This is a genomic window from Terrihabitans soli (genome assembly GCF_014191545.1).
Lineage (GTDB): Bacteria > Pseudomonadota > Alphaproteobacteria > Rhizobiales > Methylopilaceae > Flaviflagellibacter > Flaviflagellibacter soli.
In genome coordinates this window covers 1,050,964-1,071,353 of record NZ_AP023361.1, presented here as the reverse complement: position 1 = coordinate 1,071,353, position 20,390 = coordinate 1,050,964, and the positions used below count along the sequence as shown (strand labels likewise).

Annotated in this window: 26 protein-coding genes; 11 read left to right on the top strand and 15 right to left on the bottom strand. The window is 60.2% G+C overall.

Features of this window, described 5'->3' with window-relative positions; all coding sequences use genetic code 11:
* Window positions 1-77 precede the first annotated feature (77 nt).
* Window positions 78-1,466: a glutathione-disulfide reductase gene (gor, locus tag IZ6_RS05630; RefSeq protein ID WP_222877020.1), complete on the bottom strand. Its 1,389-nt coding sequence runs from the start codon at window positions 1,464-1,466 to the stop codon at window positions 78-80.
* A 103-nt stretch (window positions 1,467-1,569) separates the two neighbouring features.
* Here gor and IZ6_RS05625 point away from each other — a divergent pair, with 103 nt between their 5' ends.
* The 3 genes from IZ6_RS05625 to IZ6_RS05615 are packed head-to-tail and all read left to right on the top strand — an operon-like array spanning window position 1,570 to window position 4,499.
* Window positions 1,570-2,523: a Bug family tripartite tricarboxylate transporter substrate binding protein gene (locus tag IZ6_RS05625; protein WP_222877019.1), complete on the top strand. Its 954-nt coding sequence runs from the start codon at window positions 1,570-1,572 to the stop codon at window positions 2,521-2,523.
* The gene (locus IZ6_RS05620) at window positions 2,520-3,005 is read left to right on the top strand and encodes a tripartite tricarboxylate transporter TctB family protein (protein ID WP_222877018.1); all 486 of its coding nucleotides are present in this window, start codon (window positions 2,520-2,522) and stop codon (window positions 3,003-3,005) included. Before IZ6_RS05625 ends, IZ6_RS05620 begins: the two co-directional genes overlap by 4 nt.
* A 3-nt stretch (window positions 3,006-3,008) precedes the next feature.
* Window positions 3,009-4,499, top strand: a complete 1,491-nt coding sequence (locus IZ6_RS05615; RefSeq protein WP_222877017.1) for a tripartite tricarboxylate transporter permease — start codon at window positions 3,009-3,011, stop codon at window positions 4,497-4,499.
* Between the two features lie 67 nt (window positions 4,500-4,566).
* On the opposite strand, the gene IZ6_RS05610 is transcribed toward IZ6_RS05615, so the two are convergent.
* From IZ6_RS05610 to IZ6_RS05600, 3 genes are all read right to left on the bottom strand, one after another.
* Complete coding sequence (locus IZ6_RS05610) at window positions 4,567-5,079, bottom strand: DUF2059 domain-containing protein (RefSeq protein WP_222877016.1); 513 nt, start codon at window positions 5,077-5,079, stop codon at window positions 4,567-4,569.
* Window positions 5,080-5,098: 19 nt separating this feature from the next.
* Window positions 5,099-5,740, bottom strand: a complete 642-nt coding sequence (rpiA, locus tag IZ6_RS05605; RefSeq protein ID WP_420825579.1) for a ribose-5-phosphate isomerase RpiA — start codon at window positions 5,738-5,740, stop codon at window positions 5,099-5,101.
* Between the two features lie 210 nt (window positions 5,741-5,950).
* Entirely contained in the window at window positions 5,951-6,328 is a 378-nt protein-coding gene (locus tag IZ6_RS05600; RefSeq protein WP_222877014.1) for a hypothetical protein, read from the bottom strand.
* 94 nt (window positions 6,329-6,422) lie between these two features.
* Between IZ6_RS05600 and IZ6_RS05595 the strand changes: the two genes are divergently transcribed.
* Window positions 6,423-7,103, top strand: coding sequence for an HAD-IA family hydrolase (locus IZ6_RS05595; RefSeq protein WP_222877013.1), 681 nt, complete (start codon window positions 6,423-6,425; stop codon window positions 7,101-7,103).
* Window positions 7,104-7,222: 119 nt separating this feature from the next.
* On the opposite strand, the gene IZ6_RS05590 is transcribed toward IZ6_RS05595, so the two are convergent.
* Window positions 7,223-7,807: a L,D-transpeptidase gene (locus tag IZ6_RS05590; protein ID WP_222877012.1), complete on the bottom strand. Its 585-nt coding sequence runs from the start codon at window positions 7,805-7,807 to the stop codon at window positions 7,223-7,225.
* Window positions 7,808-8,103: 296 nt separating this feature from the next.
* On the opposite strand from IZ6_RS05590, the gene IZ6_RS05585 reads away from it, so the two are divergent.
* A complete protein-coding gene (locus IZ6_RS05585) occupies window positions 8,104-8,385 on the top strand; it encodes a PilZ domain-containing protein (RefSeq protein ID WP_222877011.1) in 282 nt (93 codons plus the stop codon).
* A gap of 292 nt (window positions 8,386-8,677) precedes the next feature.
* Here the strand turns inward: IZ6_RS05585 and IZ6_RS05580 are convergent, their stop codons facing one another.
* Window positions 8,678-9,715 (bottom strand): AraC family transcriptional regulator, encoded by a 1,038-nt coding sequence (locus IZ6_RS05580; protein WP_222877010.1) that lies wholly within the window; start codon window positions 9,713-9,715, stop codon window positions 8,678-8,680.
* Between the two features lie 137 nt (window positions 9,716-9,852).
* Between IZ6_RS05580 and IZ6_RS05575 the strand changes: the two genes are divergently transcribed.
* Window positions 9,853-10,680, top strand: coding sequence for a class I SAM-dependent methyltransferase (locus IZ6_RS05575; protein WP_222877009.1), 828 nt, complete (start codon window positions 9,853-9,855; stop codon window positions 10,678-10,680).
* An 89-nt stretch (window positions 10,681-10,769) separates the two neighbouring features.
* On the opposite strand, the gene IZ6_RS05570 is transcribed toward IZ6_RS05575, so the two are convergent.
* From IZ6_RS05570 to IZ6_RS05555, 4 genes are all read right to left on the bottom strand, one after another.
* Window positions 10,770-11,150 (bottom strand): hypothetical protein, encoded by a 381-nt coding sequence (locus tag IZ6_RS05570; RefSeq protein WP_222877008.1) that lies wholly within the window; start codon window positions 11,148-11,150, stop codon window positions 10,770-10,772.
* Window positions 11,151-11,264: 114 nt separating this feature from the next.
* A complete protein-coding gene (locus tag IZ6_RS05565) occupies window positions 11,265-11,492 on the bottom strand; it encodes a hypothetical protein (RefSeq protein ID WP_222877007.1) in 228 nt (75 codons plus the stop codon).
* On the bottom strand, window positions 11,492-11,767 hold the full coding sequence (locus IZ6_RS05560) for a Pam3-gp28 family putative phage holin (protein ID WP_222877006.1): 276 nt from the start codon (window positions 11,765-11,767) through the stop codon (window positions 11,492-11,494). The genes IZ6_RS05565 and IZ6_RS05560 overlap by 1 nt, the downstream gene beginning before the upstream one ends.
* A 54-nt stretch (window positions 11,768-11,821) precedes the next feature.
* Window positions 11,822-12,328, bottom strand: coding sequence for a C40 family peptidase (locus IZ6_RS05555; protein WP_222877005.1), 507 nt, complete (start codon window positions 12,326-12,328; stop codon window positions 11,822-11,824).
* 103 nt (window positions 12,329-12,431) lie between these two features.
* Between IZ6_RS05555 and IZ6_RS05550 the strand changes: the two genes are divergently transcribed.
* From IZ6_RS05550 to IZ6_RS05540, 3 genes are read left to right on the top strand one after another with little or no spacing between them, the layout of a single operon-like run.
* Window positions 12,432-13,094, top strand: coding sequence for a class I SAM-dependent methyltransferase (locus tag IZ6_RS05550; protein WP_222877004.1), 663 nt, complete (start codon window positions 12,432-12,434; stop codon window positions 13,092-13,094).
* A gap of 1 nt (window position 13,095) precedes the next feature.
* Entirely contained in the window at window positions 13,096-13,671 is a 576-nt protein-coding gene (locus tag IZ6_RS05545; protein WP_222877003.1) for a class I SAM-dependent methyltransferase, read from the top strand.
* A gap of 3 nt (window positions 13,672-13,674) precedes the next feature.
* On the top strand, window positions 13,675-14,433 hold the full coding sequence (locus IZ6_RS05540; RefSeq protein ID WP_222877002.1) for a hypothetical protein: 759 nt from the start codon (window positions 13,675-13,677) through the stop codon (window positions 14,431-14,433).
* Here the strand turns inward: IZ6_RS05540 and IZ6_RS05535 are convergent.
* From IZ6_RS05535 to IZ6_RS05525, 3 genes are read right to left on the bottom strand one after another with little or no spacing between them, the layout of a single operon-like run.
* Entirely contained in the window at window positions 14,396-16,132 is a 1,737-nt protein-coding gene (locus tag IZ6_RS05535; protein ID WP_222877001.1) for a hypothetical protein, read from the bottom strand. The two genes, IZ6_RS05540 and IZ6_RS05535, sit on opposite strands and share 38 nt — an antisense overlap.
* Entirely contained in the window at window positions 16,129-16,464 is a 336-nt protein-coding gene (locus tag IZ6_RS05530) for a hypothetical protein (RefSeq protein WP_222877000.1), read from the bottom strand. Before IZ6_RS05530 ends, IZ6_RS05535 begins: the two co-directional genes overlap by 4 nt.
* 9 nt (window positions 16,465-16,473) lie before the next feature.
* Window positions 16,474-17,499 (bottom strand): hypothetical protein, encoded by a 1,026-nt coding sequence (locus IZ6_RS05525; protein WP_222876999.1) that lies wholly within the window; start codon window positions 17,497-17,499, stop codon window positions 16,474-16,476.
* A gap of 96 nt (window positions 17,500-17,595) precedes the next feature.
* Between IZ6_RS05525 and IZ6_RS05520 the strand changes: the two genes are divergently transcribed.
* Both IZ6_RS05520 and IZ6_RS05515 read left to right on the top strand, forming a co-directional pair.
* Complete coding sequence (locus IZ6_RS05520; protein WP_222876998.1) at window positions 17,596-18,234, top strand: glycosyltransferase family 29 protein; 639 nt, start codon at window positions 17,596-17,598, stop codon at window positions 18,232-18,234.
* 123 nt (window positions 18,235-18,357) lie between these two features.
* Window positions 18,358-19,266: a glycosyltransferase family 92 protein gene (locus IZ6_RS05515; protein WP_222876997.1), complete on the top strand. Its 909-nt coding sequence runs from the start codon at window positions 18,358-18,360 to the stop codon at window positions 19,264-19,266.
* A gap of 35 nt (window positions 19,267-19,301) precedes the next feature.
* Here the strand turns inward: IZ6_RS05515 and IZ6_RS05510 are convergent, their stop codons facing one another.
* The gene (locus IZ6_RS05510; protein WP_222876996.1) at window positions 19,302-19,706 is read right to left on the bottom strand and encodes a hypothetical protein; all 405 of its coding nucleotides are present in this window, start codon (window positions 19,704-19,706) and stop codon (window positions 19,302-19,304) included.
* Between the two features lie 9 nt (window positions 19,707-19,715).
* Window positions 19,716-20,390, bottom strand: coding sequence for a hypothetical protein (locus IZ6_RS05505; RefSeq protein ID WP_222876995.1), 675 nt, complete (start codon window positions 20,388-20,390; stop codon window positions 19,716-19,718).

The window sequence follows — 20,390 nt, the reverse complement described above, 5'->3', positions numbered from 1 at the left end:
GTTGCAAGCACGCCAATGCCCCCAATGGCATGAACCCTTACTGACTACCTGCGTTTGGTTAATATTGGCCTTAAATTTCAGATGGCGCCGCCGGGGTTCGGCACATTGACCTTCTCGCGCATGGTCACAAGTTCCTCCGCAGCCGTCGGATGAACCGCGACGGTGCGGTCGAAATCCTTTTTCGTCGCCCCCATACCGATAGCGACGGCCGCGAGCTGGATAATCTCGCCGGCATCCTCGCCCATAATATGTACGCCTAGTACCTTGTCCGTTTTTGACTCTACCACGAGTTTCATGAAGGTCCGTTCCTGGCGCCGCGTCATCGTGTGTTTGAGGCTGCGGAACTTCGCTCTGTAAATATCGACAGGAATGAGCTTTTCGCGCGCATCCTGTTCGGTCATGCCGATCGCACCGAGCTCGGGCGTCGAGAAAACCGCCGTCGCCACAAGAGAATGATCGGGCGTCCATGCATTGTTGCCGAACAGCGTGTCGGCGAGCGCATGGCCTTCACGAATGGCGACGGGCGTGAGGTTCACACGATCGGTGACATCGCCGACCGCGAAAATGTGCCCAACATTTGTGCACGATTTATCGTCGACCTTCACCGCGCCGTTCTCCTTCAGAGTAACGCCGGCATTGTCGAGGCCGATGCCGGATGTATTCGGCGCACGGCCGGTCGCGAAAAACACGACATCGAACTCATCATCGTCACCGCTGATGTAATGCACCTTGCGGCAACCTTTCGGCGCCTCTTCGATTTTGGCGACGGTGTTGTTCATCTTCAGCGTGATGCCTTCACCGGCCATGGCCAGCATCAGCTCGTCGCGCAAATCCTCGTCGAAGCCGCGCAGGATTTTCTCGCCGCGATGGATGAGCGTGACTTCGCTGCCGAGGCGATGAAACAGGCAGGCGAATTCGAGAGCGATATAGCCACCGCCGACGATCAGGATGCGCTTGGGGAGCTCCTTCAGATCGAAGGCCTCGTTCGAGGAAATGGCGAGTTCGGCGCCGGGGATATGCGGGATGACCGGATGCCCGCCGGTCGCGATCAATATGTTCTTGGCGCGAAGCGTCTTGCCGTCGGCCAGAAGCTTTACCGTATGCGCATCTTCGAGCACCGCCCGGCTCTGATACTGAGTGACGCCCGAGCGCTCGAGATTTTGCCGATAGAGGGCCGAGAGCCGTCCGATCTCCTTATCCTTGGCGGCGATCAGGGCCGGCCAGGAAAATTGCGGCTTGGTCGACAGGGTCCAGCCATAGCCGGCGGCATCGTCAAAAGCGTCGTGGAACCGGCTCGCCAGCACCATGATCTTCTTGGGAACGCACCCCCTTATGACGCAGGTGCCGCCCGTCCGGAATTCCTCGGCGATCGCGACCTTGGCACCATGCCCGGCTGCAATCCGGGCGGCGCGCACGCCCCCCGAGCCGGCGCCCAGGACAAAGAGGTCGAGATCAAAATCGCTCATGAATTTCACCGGAAAGACGTAACTGAGCCCCCTCGACTTCTTGGGGGCGGGGCACCAAGATATGCGCACAACGGCGTCAAACGCCAAATCTAGGGAGGATTCAATGGGCTTGTGGTCAAGGCTGGCGGGCGGCGTATTTGTGGCGGCGGTTCTGACCGTCCCGGCATTCGCCCAGGACTTTTCCATCATGGCTCCTGCGGGCCCCGGCGGCGGCTGGGACCAGACGGCGCGCGCGCTTCAGGCGGCGCTGCAGACCGAAAAGCTCGGCGGTAATGTCCAGGTGACGAACGTCCCGGGCGCCGGCGGCACGATCGGCCTTGCGCAGTTCGTCAGCCAGAACAAAGGCAAACCCGACGCTCTGATTGTCGGCGGCTATGTGATGGTCGGCGCGATCCTCACCAACGCCTCGCCGGTGACGCTCGATCAGGTCACGCCGATTGCGCGCCTGACCGGCGAATATGAAGCGATCGTCGTTCCGACCTCATCGCCGATCAAAACCATCGGCGATCTCGTCGCGCAGCTCAAAGCCGATCCCGGCACCGTGAGCTGGGGCGGCGGTTCGGCCGGCGGCACCGACCACATCACGGTCGGCCTGATCGCCAAGGCGGCGGGCGTCGATCCGACGAAGATCAACTACATTCCGTTCTCCGGCGGCGGCGAAGCGCTGGCCGCCATTGTCGGTGGTAAAGTCACGGCCGGCATTTCCGGCTATGGCGAGTTCGAACAGCAGGTGAAGGCCGGCAAGCTCCGCGTCCTCGCCGTCTCGGCGCCGTCCAAGGTCGCCAATATCGATGCGCCGACGCTGAAGGAAAGCGGCGTCGATGTGGAAGTCCAGAACTGGCGCGGTGTGTGGGCTGCGCCCGGCATCACGCCGGAGCAGAAGGCCGCCATCATCTCGACCATCGAGAAGGTGAACGCGTCCAAGACCTGGACTGACACGCTCGCCACCAAAGGCTGGGCCAACACCTTCCTTGCCGGCGATGCTTTCGGTGAAGTCCTCAAGACCGAAATCGCCAAGACCGGCGCTGTCCTGAAGGATATTGGCCTCGTTAAATGACGAAAGAACCCGTCCAGCGGCGAGCGCAGCCCGACAAGGCTGCGTTCGTCGTTGCGGTCTTCCTGGCCGCGCTCGGTGCGCTCATTGCCTGGAATGCCGCGCATCTCAACGCCAATGTCGCAGCCTATTCGCGCATCGGCGCCGCCGCTTTCCCTTATGCGATTGCGGGCCTCCTGTTTGCGGCAGCGCTCGGCACCGTTGCTGCCGCAGCGAAAGGCGAATTTCCGGATCGCGAACCGCTTGAGTTTTCGCGCCTCGCCTGGATTCTCGGCGGCCTCGTCGCCCAGATTGTTCTTCTCGGCTTTGCCGGCTTTTCCATTGCGACCGGCGTTCTCTTTGCGCTCGCCGCACGCGGCTTCGGCGGCAAGCCGCTGTGGCTGACGATACCCATCGGCATCGTCCTGTCCTTCCTGCTCTACCTCCTCTTCCACAAAGGGCTTCAGCTCAGCCTGCCGCAAGGCCCGCTCGAGCGTCTCGTCTGACACATGGACAGTTTCAACGCCCTGCTCTCAGGTCTTGCCATCGCATCAGAGCCGATGAACCTGCTTTACGCCCTGATCGGCGTAACACTCGGCACCGCTGTCGGCGTCCTGCCCGGCATCGGCCCGGCGCTGACCGTCGCGCTGCTTCTGCCGGTCACGTTCAAGCTCGATCCGGCCGGCTCGCTCATCATGTTCGCCGGCATCTATTATGGCGGTATGTACGGCGGATCGACCTCCTCGATCCTGCTGAATACGCCGGGCGAAAGCTCCTCGATGATTACCGCGCTCGAAGGCAACCGCATGGCGCGCGCGGGCCGCGGGGGACCTGCGCTCGCCACCGCCGCCATCGGCTCCTTCGTCGCCGGCCTGATCGCGACGCTCTTGCTGGCGTTTCTCGCGCCTTATGTCGTCGATATCGCGCTGACCTTCGGCCCTGCTGAATATTTTGCGCTGATGGTTCTGGCCTTCACCACCGTCTCAGCCGCTTTCGGCGGTTCGGCACTGCGCGGCCTCACCAGCCTCTTCATCGGCCTGTCGCTCGGCCTTATCGGTATCGATCTGCAGACCGGCCAGGCGCGCCTTGCTTTCGGCATTCCCGATCTTCTGGACGGTGTCGAAGTGACGACGGCCGCCGTTGCGATGTTTGCGCTCGGCGAGACGCTCTATATCGCCGCGCTCGGCTCGCGCGTGAATGAAACGATCGAGCCGGTGCGCGGCTCGCTCTGGATGACGGCGCAGGATTGGGCACGTTCTTGGAAATCCTGGCTGCGCGGCACCGCGCTCGGCTTTCCCATCGGCGCCCTGCCCGCCGGCGGCGCCGAGATTCCGACCTTCCTGTCCTATTCGCTGGAAAAGGCGCTCTCGACGAAGAAGGAAGAATTCGGTCACGGCGCGATCGAAGGCGTCGCCGGTCCGGAAGCTGCGAACAACGCATCGGCCGCCGGCACGCTCGTGCCGCTCCTGACGCTCGGTCTTCCGACATCGGCAACCGCCGCGATGATGCTGGCAGGTTTCCAGCAATACGGCCTCAATCCCGGCCCGCTGCTGTTCTCCAGCAATCCCGATCTCGTCTGGGGCCTCGTCGCCTCGCTCCTGATCGCCAATTTCATGCTGCTCGTTCTGAACCTGCCGCTGATCGGGCTGTGGGTGCGCCTCCTCGCCGTGCCGCGTCCCTGGCTCTATGGCGGCATTCTCGTCTTCGCGACGCTCGGAACGCTCGGCGCCAACCCGTCGCAATTCGAACTCGGCATGCTCACCGTGCTCGGGCTGCTTGGTTTTGCGATGCGCTATTTCGATTATCCGGTCGCGCCCGTCATTATCGGCCTGATCCTCGGACCGCTTGCCGAGCAGCAGCTCAGGCGCGCGCTGGCGATCAGCCAGGGCGATCCGTCGGCGCTGGTGAGTTCGACGCTTGCCGTCGTGATCTATGCGATCTGCGCGCTGGCGCTGATCCTGCCGATCCTGTTGCGCTGGTCCGGCGGCAAAAAGGCATAAAAAAATCCCGGCAGCTTGCGGCTGCCGGGATTTCCAAAATTCTTCGACCGAGAGAAGAGCGAGACCGTTAGAGGTCGTGGCCCTTCTTCTTCATCTCGACGCGCAGCTGAGACATGATGTCGACGCTCATCCTGCGCGAATATTCCTGCATCAGCTCATAGCTTTCCTTCAGCACGCCGGGCATTTCCGAAACGAGCTTCTTGCCGGCCGGCGACTGATAGAACGCCGCGATGTCTTTCAGCTCGGCCTCGGTGAATTTCTGCGCGTAGACGAGCGCGATCTCGTTGACGAGAGCCTCATCGGAATTCTTCATCTTGTCGCCGATTGACAAAAGCGCCGTCTCGAGATCCGGCTGCAGGGTCGGACGCGTGCGCAGGATCGTGTTGCGGGCATCGCTGAGAAGCTTGAGCAGCACCCCGTCGAAGCTCGAACGGGCGCCCGTGAAATCGAGCACGGCACGCGCCAGCGCCACATGTTCAGGTGTCGGCTGCTTGGCCGGAGCCTGCGCGAAGGCGGGCATCGAAAGGGCGCACAGGATCAGGACAGCGGAGCCGAAGCGGCGGACCGGGACGAAACGCATCGAAAATATCTCCGGAAAATCAGAACGATGACCGTGCGATGTGCTCAACGCCGGACGGCCCGGCAATGAACGCCTCACTGGCTAGGCCAATGAACAGCCCGTGCTCCACTACCCCAGGAACAGCGGCCAGTCCATCGGCCAGGGCCTCCGGGTCGGGAATCCGGCCCAACGAGGCATCGAGGATGAAGTGCCCCGAATCCGTGACCAAACCATGGCCGTCCGGGCGCAAACGGAGCCTGATTTCGCCCTGGCAGCCGGCCCGTTCGATGGCCTTGACGACCGCCCTTTTGGTCGCCTCGAGCCCGAACTGAATGACCTCGATCGGCAGCGGAAACGCACCGAGCATGGCGACCTTCTTGCCACTATCGGCAATCACCACCATGCGCTTTGAGGCATTGGCGACGATCTTTTCGCGCAGCAGCGCGGCCCCGCCGCCTTTGATGAGGCGCAGTCGGCTGTCGATCTCATCCGCGCCGTCGACGGTCAGATCGAGTTCCGGCGCCTCTTCGAGCGTCGTGAGCGGAATGCCGGCATGTTTGGCGAGACCACGCGTCGCTTCGGAGGTCGGCACGCCGACGACATTGAGCCCCGCTTTCACCTTCACGCCGAGAAGCTCGACGAAATGGGCGGCCGTCGAGCCGGTCCCAAGCCCAAGCTTCATGCCCGGACGCACAAGTTCGAGCGCGGCCGCCGCGGCCGCACGTTTCGGATTATCGCTCAAGCCCCGCGCCCTCCCAGCAATGCATGTTTGAGCACGGCGCATTCCTCGACACCGTGACGCCGGCCTTCGCGGCCGAGAAGAGCTTTGTTTTCAGGTTCATCGTCAGGCGGTCTACCACGCCGGGACGTGGTCGTCAGGCCTCACTGTTTCTCACTTGGCCTGGGGCGTGCACACGACCTTATCGGTCTGGACGTAACAGACCGACACCTCGCCGGTGCGGGTGTTGATCCGGAAGATTCCGCCCTCCCGCTCATGGTTCGAGCGGACGAGATCATAATCGCCCGGAACGGCCTGCGGGCCCGCCCCTTCGCCCGCCGGATGGCACAAAGCGATGCCGACGGTGTCCGGCTTCACGGCATATTGGCAGGCGCCCATCTCGCCGGTGAGGCGATTGACGCGATAGATGCGGTTGAGATCGATCTGCGGTGCTGGCAGGAAGCGATATTCCTCGGCAGCCGCCTCGGCAGCATAACCGAGCGAAATCAGGGCGATGGAAAAAAGTCCGGAAGTAATGCGTGAGAGCTTCATGAAAGCGCGGATCCTGGCGACTCGCTTTGCGCGACGTGATACTACCCGCTCTCGCTACGCCCTTCCCACAGGCTGAGAGCTTCGCAAACAGGATATGATGCCAGCGACCTTCGTGTTCGACCTCGACGGCACGCTCGTCGACACGGCGCCCGATCTCGTGGGTGCGCTCAATCTCGTGCTTTCGCTCGAAGAGCTGAAACCGGTCACGACGGACGAATTGCGCCATATGGTCGGCCACGGCGCGCGGGCGCTTATCCAAAAAGGACTAGCTTCCCGCGGCCGGGCCGTCTCGGATGCGCGGTTCGAGGATCTCGTCCGCGCCTTTCTCGCTCATTACGAACTGCACATTGCCGATGAATCGGGGCTTTATCCGGACGTCGAAGCGGTTCTCGATATGCTTGCCGATGCCGGCCATGTTCTGGCCGTCTGCACCAACAAGCCCGAAAAGCTCTCTCTGCTGCTGCTGGAGAAAATGGGGCTTCTGCCGCGCTTTGCCGCCGTCTGCGGCGCCGACACGTTTCCGGTCAGAAAGCCAGATCCCGCCCATCTGACGGGCACGATCGCTTTGGCCGGCGGCGATGTTCGGAATGCGGTGATGATCGGCGATTCAAGAACCGACCGCGAAACCGCGAAGAATGCCGGCATCCCCTGCATTCTCCTCGAATACGGCTATAGCGATGTGCCGGCGCGTGAACTCGGCGCCGAAGCGCTGATCGCGCGGTTTGCCGATGTGCCGAAAGCGGCAGCAGGGCTTCTTCCCGCAAGCGGCTCCTGAAGAAAAAGAAAGCCCGCGCCCAAGGCCGGCCTCAAAAGAAGAGGGCCGGCGCAAGCGCCGGCCCTTCCCACCGATCCTCAAGCCCCCGCCTTGGATCGGCGCTAAACCCTCTTATTCGATCAGCGCAGGATGACCACCCGCGTACCGATCTTCACGCGATCATAGAGATCGACGACGTCCGGGTTCGACATCCGGAAGCAGCCGGATGAAACCGCCTGGCCGATCGTCTGCGGCTCGTTCGAGCCGTGGATGCGGAAGATGGTCGAGCCGATATACATCGCGCGGGCACCAAGCGGATTCTGCGGACCGCCGGGCATAAAGCGCGGCAGATCGGGACGGCGCTTCAGCATGGCCTCCGGCGGACGCCAATCCGGCCATTCGCGCTTCATCGTGATCGAATGCGTGCCGCCCCACTGGAAGCCTTCACGGCCGACGCCAATGCCGTATTTCAGAGCCGAGCCATCGGGCTGGATGAGATAAAGGCGGCGCTCGGCGGTATTCACGACGATCGTTCCGACGGAATAATTGCCCGGATTGGGGACGACCGTCTTCTTGATCGGCGATTTAGCCATGCCGCCGGTCGAGCTATACGAATTGACCAGCGGCTTCTTGGTCTTGGGATCGATCATGAAGCCGGAAGTCGCGGCGACCGGGATGGCGGCGGCCACGAGTGCGGCGATGGAGAAGAGAGCGAAACGGCGCATAGACGAGCCTCGATGCATTCCCGGCGAAGGCCGGTGGAAATTCTGTCATCGCTTATTCCCAAGCCCGCCACATTTTTCAATGGAAGGCTTGGGAAAACAGCCCAACTGATGCCGGTTGGCCACGGGGTGTGGCGGCTCGGTCACGACACCCGGACCGCTTGCCCGATCGCCGCGCAAATTGCCCGCTCCTTGGTCACCTTGCGGAAACTATCGCAGGTCGATGCCGCATCAATGCGGTTGAACGGCGCGTAACTCACTGAGATTGCACTTGATATATCACATCTCGGTTGAGGCGTATGAGTCAGGATCGCCGCGTTCACGTCCGAAGAAACCTGTTCGCGCAGGGCCGCCTCTTGCACCCGCAAGCGGTCATCGACTGCACGCTCCATAATATTTCGGCGGGAGGCGCCCTCGTCTCCGTCGAGACTGATCGGGAGCTTCCCAAAGCCTTCATTCTGCAGATTCCGGGCAATCTCGAAATCCGCCGGCGCTGCGTGCTGGCCTGGCGCGACGGCGAATGGGTGGGCATGCGCTTCGTTCATCCCAAAAAGCGCCCGCGCGCCGTGCCCGCGGTCTGATGCGCAAGTCCCGGCGCTGCATCGATAATTTCTTTTGCCGTAAAGACACGCGCCGCACCGGCATCGACTTTCGGCGCACATCGCTATCAGAATCTGCGTATGTACTTATAGACCTTTGGATGAGGCACGCGTTCAGATTGCGGTAAGAAGTTGGGAACGATACTGCACGCCTACGGCAAATGGTCCCCCAAGCGCCGTCGGAAACCTCGCTGCGGGCTTATGCTCCAGCGAGGTTTCCTTTTTTGTGCCTCTCTTTTCGCAACAGCTACGCTTAACTCCGCGACAGCTGCGCTTAAGCGGGAAGCATGATTTTCCCGGACATGTCTTTCGACTCCGAGCGCCATCGGCCCGGTGTCGTGCCCGTCACACGCTTGAAGGCGCGGTTGAATGCCGCTTCGGATTCATAGCCGACATCCGCCGCAATCGCGCCGATGCTTTCTTGACCGTCGCGAAGACGGCCGGAGGCGATCTGCATGCGCCAGCTCGCGACATAATCCATCGGCGTCTGCCCCATCATCGCGCGGAAGCGATCGGCAAGAACGGTGCGCGATGTTCCGGCCTCGCGCGCGAGATCATCGACCGTCCAGCGCCGCGACGGATCCTGGTGCACGCTCTGCAGCGCCCGGCTGATGAGCGGATCGCCGAGCGCCGAGAACAGGCCCTGTCCCTTGTCCGACTCATCGCTTGCATGACGGCGCAGAACTTCAACGAACAGAAGCTGCATCAGATGGCTCAGCATCAGGTCGGCGCCCGGCGCCGCCTGATCGGCAAGATCGAGGATCTGGTTCACGGTCGATGTAATGACGGCGCCGACCGGCTCGTTATGCGAGCGATAGATCATCAGCGCGGGCAATGACCGGAAGACCGGCGCGAACAGAAATTCGGAGGATTCGATAAAGCCGCAGACAATGCGGGTCGTCTCGCCGCCGCCGCCATGATTGATCTTCCACATACCGTCGATCGGTCCGGGCTTGACCAGTCCGGCGGCTGAGACCTCTTCAAAGACCTCGCCGTTCCAGATTTTGTGCGGGCCGGCGAACGGCACGAGCAGAACATCGCCCGCCGCTACCGCCCGCGGTTCTTCTCCCGGCAGTTCGACCGTACATCTGCCGCTCGCGATGAGATGAAAAATGCTGATATGGCGCAAATGCGCGAGGGGTTTGGTCTCGTCGAATTGCGGCGGGGTGACGACCCCGAAAGGCTCGGTCAGGCGGGCGTTCATATAGACGGAGCCCGTCAGCCGGACGGCCCGGAGCATATCGGCCAGCAGGTCCCGCGCCTGTCCCGCCCCATCCGGCGTTTTGGCAAATGAAGGCGGCGTTGCGGTCATTGAGAAAAGCGGTCTCCGGCCTGTATCTCCCCGGCCAAGGGAAACGGGTCCTGCTCGCAGGGGGGGAGAATAGCCGACGGCTGTGGAGGCGATCAAATCGCCCCGCCCGGCGGTTTCACCTCGAATAGGAGCCCCCTATGAACATCCAGACCGCGCCCGTTGCCGCGCCCGACTTTTCCGCCATCAAAACTCGCCAGCAGACGGCCTGGGCCTCCGGGGATTACGCCGTGGTCGGCACGACCCTGCAGATCGTCGGCGAACTCCTGTGCGAAGCCGCCGATATCGGCGGCGGCCAGAAGGTGCTCGATGTCGCCGCCGGCAACGGCAATGCGACCCTTGCCGCTGCGCGCCGCTGGGCCGATGTCACCTCGACCGATTATGTCGGCTCCCTGCTCGCGCGCGGCCGCATCCGTGCCGAGGCCGAAGGCCTTGGTGTCGCCTTCCAGGAAGCCGACGCCGAAAACCTGCCTTTCACTGACGCAAAGTTCGATGCCGTTCTGTCGACCTTCGGCGTCATGTTCACGCCGAACCAGGAACGCGCCGCGTCCGAGCTTCTGCGTGTCTGCCGCTCGGGCGGCAAGATCGGCCTTGCGAACTGGACGCCCGACAGCATGATCGGCCGCTTGTTCAAAGTGCTTGGCGGCTATATCGCGCCGCCGGCCGGCATCCGTCCGCCCTCGCTCTGGGGCACGACCGCCCATCTCAATCTTCTGTTCGGCGCGGACGCAAAGGTCTCGGCGACGGAGCGGAAGTTCAATTTCCGCTATCGCTCGGCGCAGCACTGCCTCGATGTGTTCCGCACCTATTACGGCCCGGTGCACAAGGCGTTTGCGGCGCTCGATGCCGATAAACAGGCGGCGCTGGAAAAGGACATTCTTGCGCTTTTCAACAGCTGCAACATCGCCAAAAATGGCAGCTTCACCGCGCCGGCCGAATATCTCGAAGCGGTCGTCACGAAGAACTGACGGCTTTCAGGAAACGTCCCAAGGAAAAACAAAAAAGCCCGCCGCGGAGACTTCCGCGGCGGGCTTTAAATTTGCAACGCTGGTCCCGATCAGCGCCGCGCCAGCGACGTCCTGATATCCGTCACCATATCCTTGATCGCCTCAAGGGTTGCGCCCTGCTCGGCCTGCTTGGCTTCGATTGCGCCGGAGCGCTGGCCGAGCCCGTCGATCTTGTTTTCGACGATCGCCATGCGCTCCAGCGGCACATAGTTTTCGGCCGCATAGAGCCGCACAGCCCCGAGCGTCTCCGACACCGCCTGCATCTGCCCGACAAGCTGCGCCAGAACGATTTCCGTCTTTGCGCCGTCGGCCTCGCAGGTCTCCACCCGGCTTTCGAGCCGCGACAGGCGCTGGACGAAACGCGCAAAAGCGCCGAGCACGCCGAACAGGAAAGCGAGCACCGCGACGAAGATCCCGGTTTCGGAATTCATGTCCGGCATATCCTTTTGTGAACGGCGTTATGGGCTTTCACCGCGCGGATGGTTTCATCGGTGTCGCGGGCTGACCAGGAGATCGGAACGAAGGCGGCGCAGATGGCGCGCCGTTCAATCGCGTCGATGGCCATCGTCCCGGCGCAGCTCGCGATCATCAGCGTCAATCCCGTGCTGAACAGCGCGAGCGTTGTCAGCTTCCGCAAGCGCGTCATGGCTTTTGTCCTTGATCTCGATGATGACCTCGGCGCGGCCGGCTTCCCGGTCGCGCCACTGGCGCATAAGCGCGATCAGCCCGTTCCAGGCCTTGAGAAGACCAAGGGCGAGCTTCAGCCAGTCCATCAGCGCGAAACGACTTTGGCGCTCGGCACGCTCCCGGCAAGTTCAGGCGCGGCAATGATCTTGCCGACTTCGGCGAGCGATGCCGCCTGTTCCACCAGCGCGCTGCGGCGGCGGAAATAGATCGAGCCCGCAAGACCCGTCAGCGTCACGATCGCTGTGACGACGAGCTCGCTTTCTGCCTCGACGATAAAACCCTTGGCGACAAGCCAGACCGTGAGATAGCCGGCAAGCGTGCGCGCGGCGCTGGTCAGCGCCGGAACGGTTATTCCGAACATCAGAATTCTCCAGATTTTCAAGGAATGCGCGACAAACCCGGCCGCGCGGCGGGATCAGGCCTCGCTGTCGGAAACAGCGAGTGCGGAGCTTTGCGCGGCAACCTCGCCCGTTTGCGGCGCCGGTGGCGGTGCCGTCAGCGGCCAGCGCGTGCCGTTCTTCAGAAGGCGCCTCCTGTCGATGCGCATGATGGAAATCGCATTCGACTGATTGCCGCCGAGAACATGGAAATGCGTCGCATCTTCGCCGGCATAGAAGCAGACATGGCCGGAGGGCGGCGGCCGCTTCCCGCCGTCAAAGACCATAATGGCGCCGAGGCAGGGCTTCACGAGCTTGCCGAAGCTCAGCCAGTTGCGCGCGAGATAGGGATTTGCCGGGACCTTTTCCTGCGGCAGCGCCGTCCGGATCGCCGTCTCCACAAGGTCGCCGCACCAGGGAAGCCTCGACGGATCGCCAAGCGTGCGGCCATCGGACTTCAGAAACGCCGAAAGCAAGGATCTGTTCTTGACTTCGTGAAGTCCTTTACGGCGCTCGACTTCCAGATACCAGAGAGGCTTTGGCATGCGAGGAACTCCGGCTTTGCTCACTCAGACTGACACGCGGCCTTTGTTCAGTTGACGCTTAAGCCGATCAGCCGCTAAAAAATTCGAGCGGTGGAGGCGGCACATGGGTTTGCGTAGCTCTTTGGGACTTCGGAAGAGGCGCGAAGAGCTGCAAGCTCCGACTGAATGGCAGCCAGCAAAATTTGAAGGTACCCGGCCTCCGAACGTGGCTTCCGTTCTGGGTGGCTCCTTCGAGCGCCGCATCGACATAGCCAAACTGATCCGCCCGGGCTGGGTCGGCATCGAACTCGGCGTCGCACGTGGCGAATTTTCAGAAGCCCTGCTTGCTAACGCCCCTCTCAAAAAACTCTGGAGCGTCGATATGTGGGCCGGCGATCGTGGGCATGACCTCTGGGAATATTTGGGCGCTCGCCTACGTCTACTGAAATTTGGTGGGCGCAGCATCGTCCTGAAGCTTCGGTTCGACGAAGCGCTGCCGCGCTTCCCTGACAATTTTTTCGATTTTATCTACGTTGACGGCTATGCACACACAGGTGAGGATGAGGGTCGGACGTTGCGCGACTGGTGGCCGAAGCTAAAGGCCGGCGGTCTATTTGCGGGCGACGACTACTCTCCGCGCTGGCCGAAAGTGATGCAGGAGGTCGATGTATTCGCGGCCGAACACGACCTGTCGCTGATGCTGATTGAGCCTCAAAGCCGCGCCAATTCCATGTCGAAAAGCCCGAGCTGGCTCGCCTTCAAAAGCCGTCAGGATAAGACCCCGTAAAATGGTTCAGACTCGAAACCTCGCACAGTACGCGGAAATTCATCGAGTACGCCGATACGGCGACACCGGCGTTCACAAGCTCCGGGTCATCCAGCCTTGGGTTAAAGAACGCAAGCCGGCTTCGGTACTGGATTATGGTGCTGGGCAAAGCCGCCTGATCAACGAAATCAATTGTGCCAGCCTGACTGTTCGCGACCGCTACGACCCAGCAATCCCGGCAATTTCCGCTATCCCTCGCGAACGCTACGACTTAGTGATATGTACAGATGTATTTGAGCATCTCGACACGGAGGAAGTCCCGGCGGTCCTCAGCGACATCGCAAGGCTCGCGAACGATGTCATCTTCTGCATAGATACCCGAACCGCCAACGCAATTCTGCCGAACGGCGAAAACGCGCATGCTACGGTAAGGCCACCGGATTGGTGGCTAACAAAAATCCGCGGAGTATTTCCTTACGCCGAAATGGTCGGCATGCGGCACAGTAATGTTTACCTCAAGACGTGGCGAAGCGGGTTTACGACCCATGCTCTCGTAAGCCTCGGTCGCTATCTTGTAAAACCTGTGCGACGGGATTGAGGCATGGGCCTTCGCTCGCTCCTCGGCGCCACAAAACGCAACCGCCCACGCGACATTCTAGACAGCCTTCTTTCCAAACCTCTTCGCGCTCCTCCCAGCATCCGCGGCCCGGTCTGGGTAGTCGGCTCCGGCCCGGGCGCCGCAATTCCCGCAGATCTGGACGCCAATTGGTCCGTCGCTTCTGTGAATGCGTCCGAAGTCGTTGCCGACCGTCTCGGAGCGTCTCCGAACCTAACGCTTTTCGGTACGGTTCTAAAAAACACCCCCGCAAATCGCGATGCCAAAAAAGTCCTTGCCGGAGGCGGAACCGGCATTCTGATCCTGCCCAAGAGCAACGGTCTCGTGAATTTGGCTCCCTTCAGGCTTGCAAGGCTCGGTTACACATATTCACGTCGTTACTACTACACGCGCTCTGAGAACCTCGCGATCGTCCGGGATTTCATCGGAGAGGAAATCCCGGATCGCGCGCGTCCATCGAACGGCATTATCCTTCCATTTCTGTGTCTCAAATTCGGTGCGCAAAAGGTTGTGATGAGCGGCTTTTCATTCTCAAACGCCGGCCATGCTTATAACGACAAAGGCCTTACGAGACGCCATATCGACGAGGACCGCCACATTCTCTCCCGCGCCATTGATCGCGGCCTGCCGATCTTCACAAATGATCCGGCTTTCGCAGCAGAGTCCGGTCTACCGCTCTATTCCGGGACGCCAAGCTGGCGCGATCTCATCGGAGTTCCATCCAGATGGTCGCTGCGCCACTGAGATTAGCGATTCGATAGTACCAACCGGCTGGAACTGTGAAGGAACCAAACGCTTGGTGCGACCCACCCGTGCCCGTGAGTAGCGTATGCCAAGTCACATTATCTTCGGATACTTGCACGCTTCCACCCGAACTGCTGGGTCGCGTCAAAACCTCGATCGGCCTTCCAGTAATATTTTGATATGATGTTCCTTGAAGTCGCGTTGCAGCAAAGTTTTGCCAAGTATGTTGATACCCCAGCGGTCTCACCGGCGTGTCCAGTGCCCATACCGTTCCTCCGCCCGATACTACAATGTCGCCCTTGTCACCGTCGGTGATGCCGGCGCCGGTGCCGCCAATCCCTCCGATCGCACGCCACCGCTGCGTCGTGCCGTCATATTCGATTTGAATGCTCTGATCCTGCGAAAGAACGATATCGCCATTAAGCGCGAAGCGGTTCGTGAAGGTGCTCGTAACGTCGTCTTTTAGAGTAATCGCAAAGGCCGAAATGTTATGCAGGACGACCCGTCGGCCGTCCGACCCTGTCGCGAGGCCAGTGAGATTGACGGCTCCAGACGCCGAGAGACGCACGCGCGAAGCCGCAGCAAGGCCCGAAGGATTGTAGTCGTCCGTACTGGACGATAACGGAGACGGTGAAATATCTCCACTAAAGATTTCTGCGCCCTGAACTTCGACTAGTCCCGTCAGTACGGGCGACGCTACATTTGCTTTCAGAAGAAGGCTGGCGGCGTGTGTGGCCAGCGTCGTCCCGTGATCGCTTAACTGAGCCTGGACCTTCTGCAGTGCACCGATCACCGTATCGGTCGCCGATATGGCGGCCCCCGCAACAGCCGAAAATCCCGTAAGAAGCGTCGAGCGGACACGCGCGGCCGTAAAATATACATTCGTAGACCCCTCTGGCACAGCATCCGCCGAACCGGGGCTCGCCGCGATCTCGACATAGATGCTGCCCGACCACCGGTAGATATTCGCGGTGTCCAGCGCCAGATAGATTTTTCCTGTTTCTCCCGCCAGCGGAAATGCACCTGTGTTCGCATACTCCAAAACGTCGTCGACATAGGATGGAAGAAAGGCCGCTGGAATCAGCGCGCTTGCATCGAGCGGGGGATAGCCGTTTGCCTGACCTTTTTCAGAGTGCAACTGACGCAAGCTGTCGGCGACTGCCTGCGCAGTTGAAACAGGTTTGTCCGCATCCGAGGTATTGTCCACTTGATCGAGTGCCAGCGTTCCCCGTTGAGCCGTCGCGTCCGGATCGGCCAGCAGCGCTCTGCCGGCGGCTGTCACCGGGATTTCCTCCACCTCTCCGCCTCCGACCGAACCGAGCAGGCTGTCCGCTGCAACAAGTTGAAGCTTTGTATAGTCAACGGCGTGATCGGGTACATTCGCAGAGACGGCATTCCCCGAATTCCAGTCCCACACGATCGTCGGACTATCATTCAACGCGCGGGCCGCGGGTAAGGTTGTCGGAACCGCGCGTACCACAAACTCAGAAGATACCGACAATCCGAGCGCTTCTTCGCTCGCGTGCGCTGCTACGGCGGCGGCCTCGGCGCGCTCTGCAGAGCGTTGCGCCGCCACCGAGCCCGGTAGGACTGCTAGGCGAATCTGCCGGGCTGGGTTAGGCACCATCTTGATTTTTGGTCTTGCCAGACGTGAGGACCTGATCTTAGGCTGAGCATCGATCAGTAGCACTGTCGTCATGAAACGACTCCATCCAAGATCACGATCTCTCCTGTAAAGAGCTGTTCACGAGCTCCTTCAATCGTCAGAACGATGCCCATATCGTAGGTTCCAGCAGAAAAGCCGCGAAGCTCTTCCGCCTTCAGAATAAAAGTAAACTCCCCGAGTTCTTCATCGTAACTTATCTGCTCCTGCGAAAGGAGTTTGCGCAGCGCGGCACAACGGTTTGGATTGCCCACAACGATTTCGATTTCTTCGATCTCGAGAAAATTCGCATCATCCGCTGTTCGAAGTTGAATAGTTTCGCGATAATCCGCGCGATTCGAAGCGGGGCCAAAAGTTCCCGTGTACATATCAGCGCCTTATAGTTTGATGTAAAATGAAATACCGAAGGTCGGTTGAACTCGAGAAACCGCACTTGGCACCGCTGAGCCCACGGTGACCGTATGGCTGTGAACTCCGGATCCACCGATGAGGTGACCGAGGCTTTCATCCGGCGTTCCGGTATAAGCTGGGTAGTTGAGTTGAGGTCCCCCATCGACCCGATCGACCATAAAACCGCCGCCATCGGCTGAACTCTCTCCGCCCTGTAGATTCAAGCGATACGAATGGCCGTGCAAACCGTCTGAGCTGGTAAAGCCGTCGATTTGAGGAATCTGGCCACCAGTAAGCAAAACGGAATCGTCTCCGGTGATCTCTCCGACTGCGTCCAGGCCGGGCAGAATACCGGCAACTCCGTTGCCCATGGTATCGAGGCCAGCGAGCACACGCCCCCGCATATCGGGTAAACTTAGCCGTTTATTCGCCCCCCAATCTGCAGCCGCAGTCACACCTCTACCTCCGACGACACTTAAGGTTTCATCCGCCTGCCATAGGAACAGAAAGAGAGCTTCGTTATCTGACGATGCATAGTTTGCCCCCGAAACCGACGATCCAATGGTCAAACCGTTGCACGGCAGCCATCCAATATGGGTGCCCACGCCATAACGGGCTTTGATATCGCCGGTCTTGGCGAGGGCCGTCGCTTCGACCGGCTCCGGTGGCCCACCGCCCTCGCCTTCAGATGGTCCGATATTCGGAATGACAGCGTCGTCGGATAGTACAGACCCAAACGCGGTTGTTACACGGAACCGGTAAAAGTCTTCGCTGCCATCAATATAAACTCCAGGAAATACGCCGTTGGCGTCAGCCTCTACTGGATTTGTGTGCGGCGTCGCCAAAGAATATTCGCGATAAACGATGATCGGATCGCCAGTCGAGGCATCATAGAAATACGCTTTGGCACCTGGATAAGGTCTGCCGTTCGCATCGTGGCGCTGCGAATAGGAGAGTGGCCATAACCCCGCCGCATCGGCCGGAGGTGCTGCAGTAAGCAGGAGAACGATCACAGCGCTAGAGAGGTATCGTATCACGGATGCTCCAGAAATTGATTGAATTGGCAAAATGCTTGCACGGCGGCTTTTATTTGGAATACAAACCGCTTTATGCGTATCGCAGTTGTTGGAAATGGAAGAGTCGGCCGCGAATTCTCTCGCGTCATTGACCAGTACGATCTCGTAATGCGCTTTAACCGTGCCAAGACTTTCGGCCTGGCGGGAAGACGTACAGACGTACTTGTCATGCACACTTGGCGGCTTGCGTTCACCGACGGCTTCCATACAGGAGCCTATCGCTCGGCCAAGCAAATATGGATCGTCAATTACAAGCGGAAAGACGTAGACGCCCTTAAGAGTGAGGCGACCGGCGTTATCGATAAGCCCTTGAAGGTTGTCGGATACGCTCCTGCCTGTGTCGAGCAGTTGCGGCGGCTAAAGTCCGAAGAAGGAATGAAACCAAGCACCGGTTTAGCCGGCGCATTTCATCTGATGGAACTTTATCCCGACGCCATTCTTCACCTGTTCGGTTTTGGCCATGCCGGTGAGTATGGTCACGACTGGACTGCAGAACGTGCGCTCTTCGACAAGTGGATCTCGGAGGGACGCGTTGTCCGCCACGTAGCCTCAGAAATAACGTTTCTTGAAAGGGCGTCGCTCAGGCTCCACCGCCTGCGGCGCGCCGGAGAAAGACTCATTACGAAGATGACCAGCCACCGCGATCTACAGGCCTGGGCCGCTGAGGATTAGTGGTTTGCGGCTCCAAAACTAGGTCTCAAGGTTGACCCTAGCTCTCGTGTATCCTATGGCCTTTTAGCTTTTTCGGGCCAATCTATTGGCCCGAACGCTCTCGGTTTAGGTGCCAATCACGTAATGAGACTGTTTAAAAAGCGCCTGCCCTTCTCCAAACATCTTCGCATCGATCCTCCCGCGCCTCGACCCAACCGCCACGGGGTCGCCATCGTGACAATGCTGAAGGATGAAGAGAGCTACATCGACGAGTGGCTTGCCTTTCATCAGGCCGTCGGAATCCGCCATTTCATCATTTACGATGACGGCTCAACCGATGGGACAGCGAGCATAATCAAAGCAAGATTGTCCGACGCGGAATTGACGCTGGTGCCTTGGGCCGGGCGCATGATCGACATGTCGGACGGCCAGCAGTTCAATAGCCAGGTGGTCGCTTTCGCTCATGCAATTCTAAACTTCGGCGCCGCCTTCCGATGGATGGCGCTGATTGACGTCGACGAGTTCCTGCTGCCGAAATTGGGAAACACTGTCGAAGAGGCCCTCAAAGGTACAGGCGGATTTCCGAATGTCTCCCTCCCCTGGCACATGTTCGGGACCAGTGGTCACAAAGCTAAACCCGATGGTGGTATTCTCAGAAACTTCGTCCAACGTGCGACCGATCCGATCAGTCGAAAAAAAAATGCGACGAATTTCAAATGCGTTGTCGACCCCTGCGAGGTCACGGAAGTCAGCGTTCACCAGTTCGAAACGCGGCAATACGGTGAGATGACCTGCAACGACGTTGGAAAGGTGTTCACGCGCAAGCAGCGAAAAACTCCCGATTTCTACGCGTCACAAAATCTACAGCTCAACCACTATTACACAAAATCGCTCGAAGAGTTTGAAGAGAAGATCCGCAGGGGGCCTGTCTCTCCCGCAACTCGCGACGCCCATCAGCACCGCCTGCGGACGGCTTTGGAAAGCATCGACTCGGATGTTGTCGAGGACCGGCAGATCATCGATTTTATCGACGAGAACGATATCCAACTATAGAAGCCGCCGTCCCAAGCAATAGCTCATTCACAAGCTCATCGCATCCAACCCGCACTGTACGGATTGAAGTACGCACCGCCGCTTTCCGCCTCGTGGTAGTCCACATCCGCCGCCATGCGCGAGGGGCCGAAAGGTCGAGCGCCGTATGCCGGCTGCGCCGGCCCCATAAATTGCTGGGGTTTCATCCGCCCGGTGAGCATTTCGATAGCAATATCGCGGTATTTCGGGTCACGGCCGAGCGCAAACATCTGCGCACGCGAGAAGCCGCCCGGATTTTCAGGGAAAGCATTCAGCGTATCGCGCCACTGATTTTCGTCGGCTTTTTCCGCCCGATACGCGTCGAGCCGCGGCCCGAGGCTTTCCGCAAACCCCTGCACAAGGCCTTGCCCCGCCACCGGGACGGAAACGGCCTGAGGCGTCAGATCGTAAAAATAGCTCATCGCACCTCCTCACATTCCGCCGAACGCGGCTTTGCCAGTCATATTGCCGAGCGCCGAGCCGAGATTGGCCCAGGCACCCTTGTTCGTTTCCTTGCCTTCGGCATATTGATTTGCCGCGCCCATACGGCCCGCAACAATCGAAGTGTCGAGGCCAAGCCGCTGACCCGTCGTCTGCTGATAGATATTGGCGAGATTGTTCAGCATGCCGCTTTTTCCTTGCGCGGCCTGCAGCCCTTGTCCGGCTTGGTTGGAAAGCCGGTCGAGCCATCCTCCATATTCCTGATTGGCAAGGTTCTGACCGCGCGCCAGCATCTCCGCCATCAGATTGCCGGAGGCCAGCATGCCGCCGGCCGAGGCCGCACGCTCGGCGCCACGCATGGCTTCATCGACTTGGAAGTCATAACCAGGCCCGGCGCGGAAGGCGGCGCGGGCGGCATCGGACCCAGCGGCACCGTTCAGCCCCGTCGCATTGGCGTACATATTGCCCGCCTGCGTGCCGGTATTCGCATAGGGATCGTAGAGTCGCGCCGCTTCGTTCAGCGCGGCCTGCGATCGGTCCTCGCCCTCGTTGATATAACCGAAGCCGCGATTACCGAGCGCGTCGATCTCGGCGCGGTTTTGCTTTGCGGCCTTCATTTTTGCTTTGCCGGCATCGAGGCCTAAAAGTCCGGATAAAAAGCCCAT

What these genes read in the sequence shown, in the direction of transcription:
- IZ6_RS05535 (WP_222877001.1), bottom strand. Translation starts at nt 16,132, where the DNA reads ATGACGACAGTGCTACTGATCGATGCTCAGCCTAAGATCAGGTCCTCA.
- IZ6_RS05595 (WP_222877013.1), top strand. Translation starts at nt 6,423, where the DNA reads ATGATGCCAGCGACCTTCGTGTTCGACCTCGACGGCACGCTCGTCGAC.
- IZ6_RS05600 (WP_222877014.1), bottom strand. Translation starts at nt 6,328, where the DNA reads ATGAAGCTCTCACGCATTACTTCCGGACTTTTTTCCATCGCCCTGATT.
- IZ6_RS05615 (WP_222877017.1), top strand. Translation starts at nt 3,009, where the DNA reads ATGGACAGTTTCAACGCCCTGCTCTCAGGTCTTGCCATCGCATCAGAG.
- IZ6_RS05540 (WP_222877002.1), top strand. Translation starts at nt 13,675, where the DNA reads ATGGGCCTTCGCTCGCTCCTCGGCGCCACAAAACGCAACCGCCCACGC.
- IZ6_RS05570 (WP_222877008.1), bottom strand. Translation starts at nt 11,150, where the DNA reads ATGAATTCCGAAACCGGGATCTTCGTCGCGGTGCTCGCTTTCCTGTTC.
- gor (WP_222877020.1), bottom strand. Translation starts at nt 1,466, where the DNA reads ATGAGCGATTTTGATCTCGACCTCTTTGTCCTGGGCGCCGGCTCGGGG.
- IZ6_RS05560 (WP_222877006.1), bottom strand. Translation starts at nt 11,767, where the DNA reads ATGTTCGGAATAACCGTTCCGGCGCTGACCAGCGCCGCGCGCACGCTT.
- IZ6_RS05610 (WP_222877016.1), bottom strand. Translation starts at nt 5,079, where the DNA reads ATGCGTTTCGTCCCGGTCCGCCGCTTCGGCTCCGCTGTCCTGATCCTG.
- IZ6_RS05515 (WP_222876997.1), top strand. Translation starts at nt 18,358, where the DNA reads ATGAGACTGTTTAAAAAGCGCCTGCCCTTCTCCAAACATCTTCGCATC.
- IZ6_RS05545 (WP_222877003.1), top strand. Translation starts at nt 13,096, where the DNA reads ATGGTTCAGACTCGAAACCTCGCACAGTACGCGGAAATTCATCGAGTA.
- rpiA (WP_420825579.1), bottom strand. Translation starts at nt 5,740, where the DNA reads ATGAAGCTTGGGCTTGGGACCGGCTCGACGGCCGCCCATTTCGTCGAG.
- IZ6_RS05550 (WP_222877004.1), top strand. Translation starts at nt 12,432, where the DNA reads ATGGGTTTGCGTAGCTCTTTGGGACTTCGGAAGAGGCGCGAAGAGCTG.
- IZ6_RS05620 (WP_222877018.1), top strand. Translation starts at nt 2,520, where the DNA reads ATGACGAAAGAACCCGTCCAGCGGCGAGCGCAGCCCGACAAGGCTGCG.
- IZ6_RS05510 (WP_222876996.1), bottom strand. Translation starts at nt 19,706, where the DNA reads ATGAGCTATTTTTACGATCTGACGCCTCAGGCCGTTTCCGTCCCGGTG.
- IZ6_RS05520 (WP_222876998.1), top strand. Translation starts at nt 17,596, where the DNA reads ATGCGTATCGCAGTTGTTGGAAATGGAAGAGTCGGCCGCGAATTCTCT.
- IZ6_RS05555 (WP_222877005.1), bottom strand. Translation starts at nt 12,328, where the DNA reads ATGCCAAAGCCTCTCTGGTATCTGGAAGTCGAGCGCCGTAAAGGACTT.
- IZ6_RS05505 (WP_222876995.1), bottom strand. Translation starts at nt 20,390, where the DNA reads ATGGGCTTTTTATCCGGACTTTTAGGCCTCGATGCCGGCAAAGCAAAA.
- IZ6_RS05565 (WP_222877007.1), bottom strand. Translation starts at nt 11,492, where the DNA reads ATGGACTGGCTGAAGCTCGCCCTTGGTCTTCTCAAGGCCTGGAACGGG.
- IZ6_RS05575 (WP_222877009.1), top strand. Translation starts at nt 9,853, where the DNA reads ATGAACATCCAGACCGCGCCCGTTGCCGCGCCCGACTTTTCCGCCATC.
- IZ6_RS05530 (WP_222877000.1), bottom strand. Translation starts at nt 16,464, where the DNA reads ATGTACACGGGAACTTTTGGCCCCGCTTCGAATCGCGCGGATTATCGC.
- IZ6_RS05580 (WP_222877010.1), bottom strand. Translation starts at nt 9,715, where the DNA reads ATGACCGCAACGCCGCCTTCATTTGCCAAAACGCCGGATGGGGCGGGA.
- IZ6_RS05625 (WP_222877019.1), top strand. Translation starts at nt 1,570, where the DNA reads ATGGGCTTGTGGTCAAGGCTGGCGGGCGGCGTATTTGTGGCGGCGGTT.
- IZ6_RS05585 (WP_222877011.1), top strand. Translation starts at nt 8,104, where the DNA reads ATGAGTCAGGATCGCCGCGTTCACGTCCGAAGAAACCTGTTCGCGCAG.
- IZ6_RS05590 (WP_222877012.1), bottom strand. Translation starts at nt 7,807, where the DNA reads ATGCGCCGTTTCGCTCTCTTCTCCATCGCCGCACTCGTGGCCGCCGCC.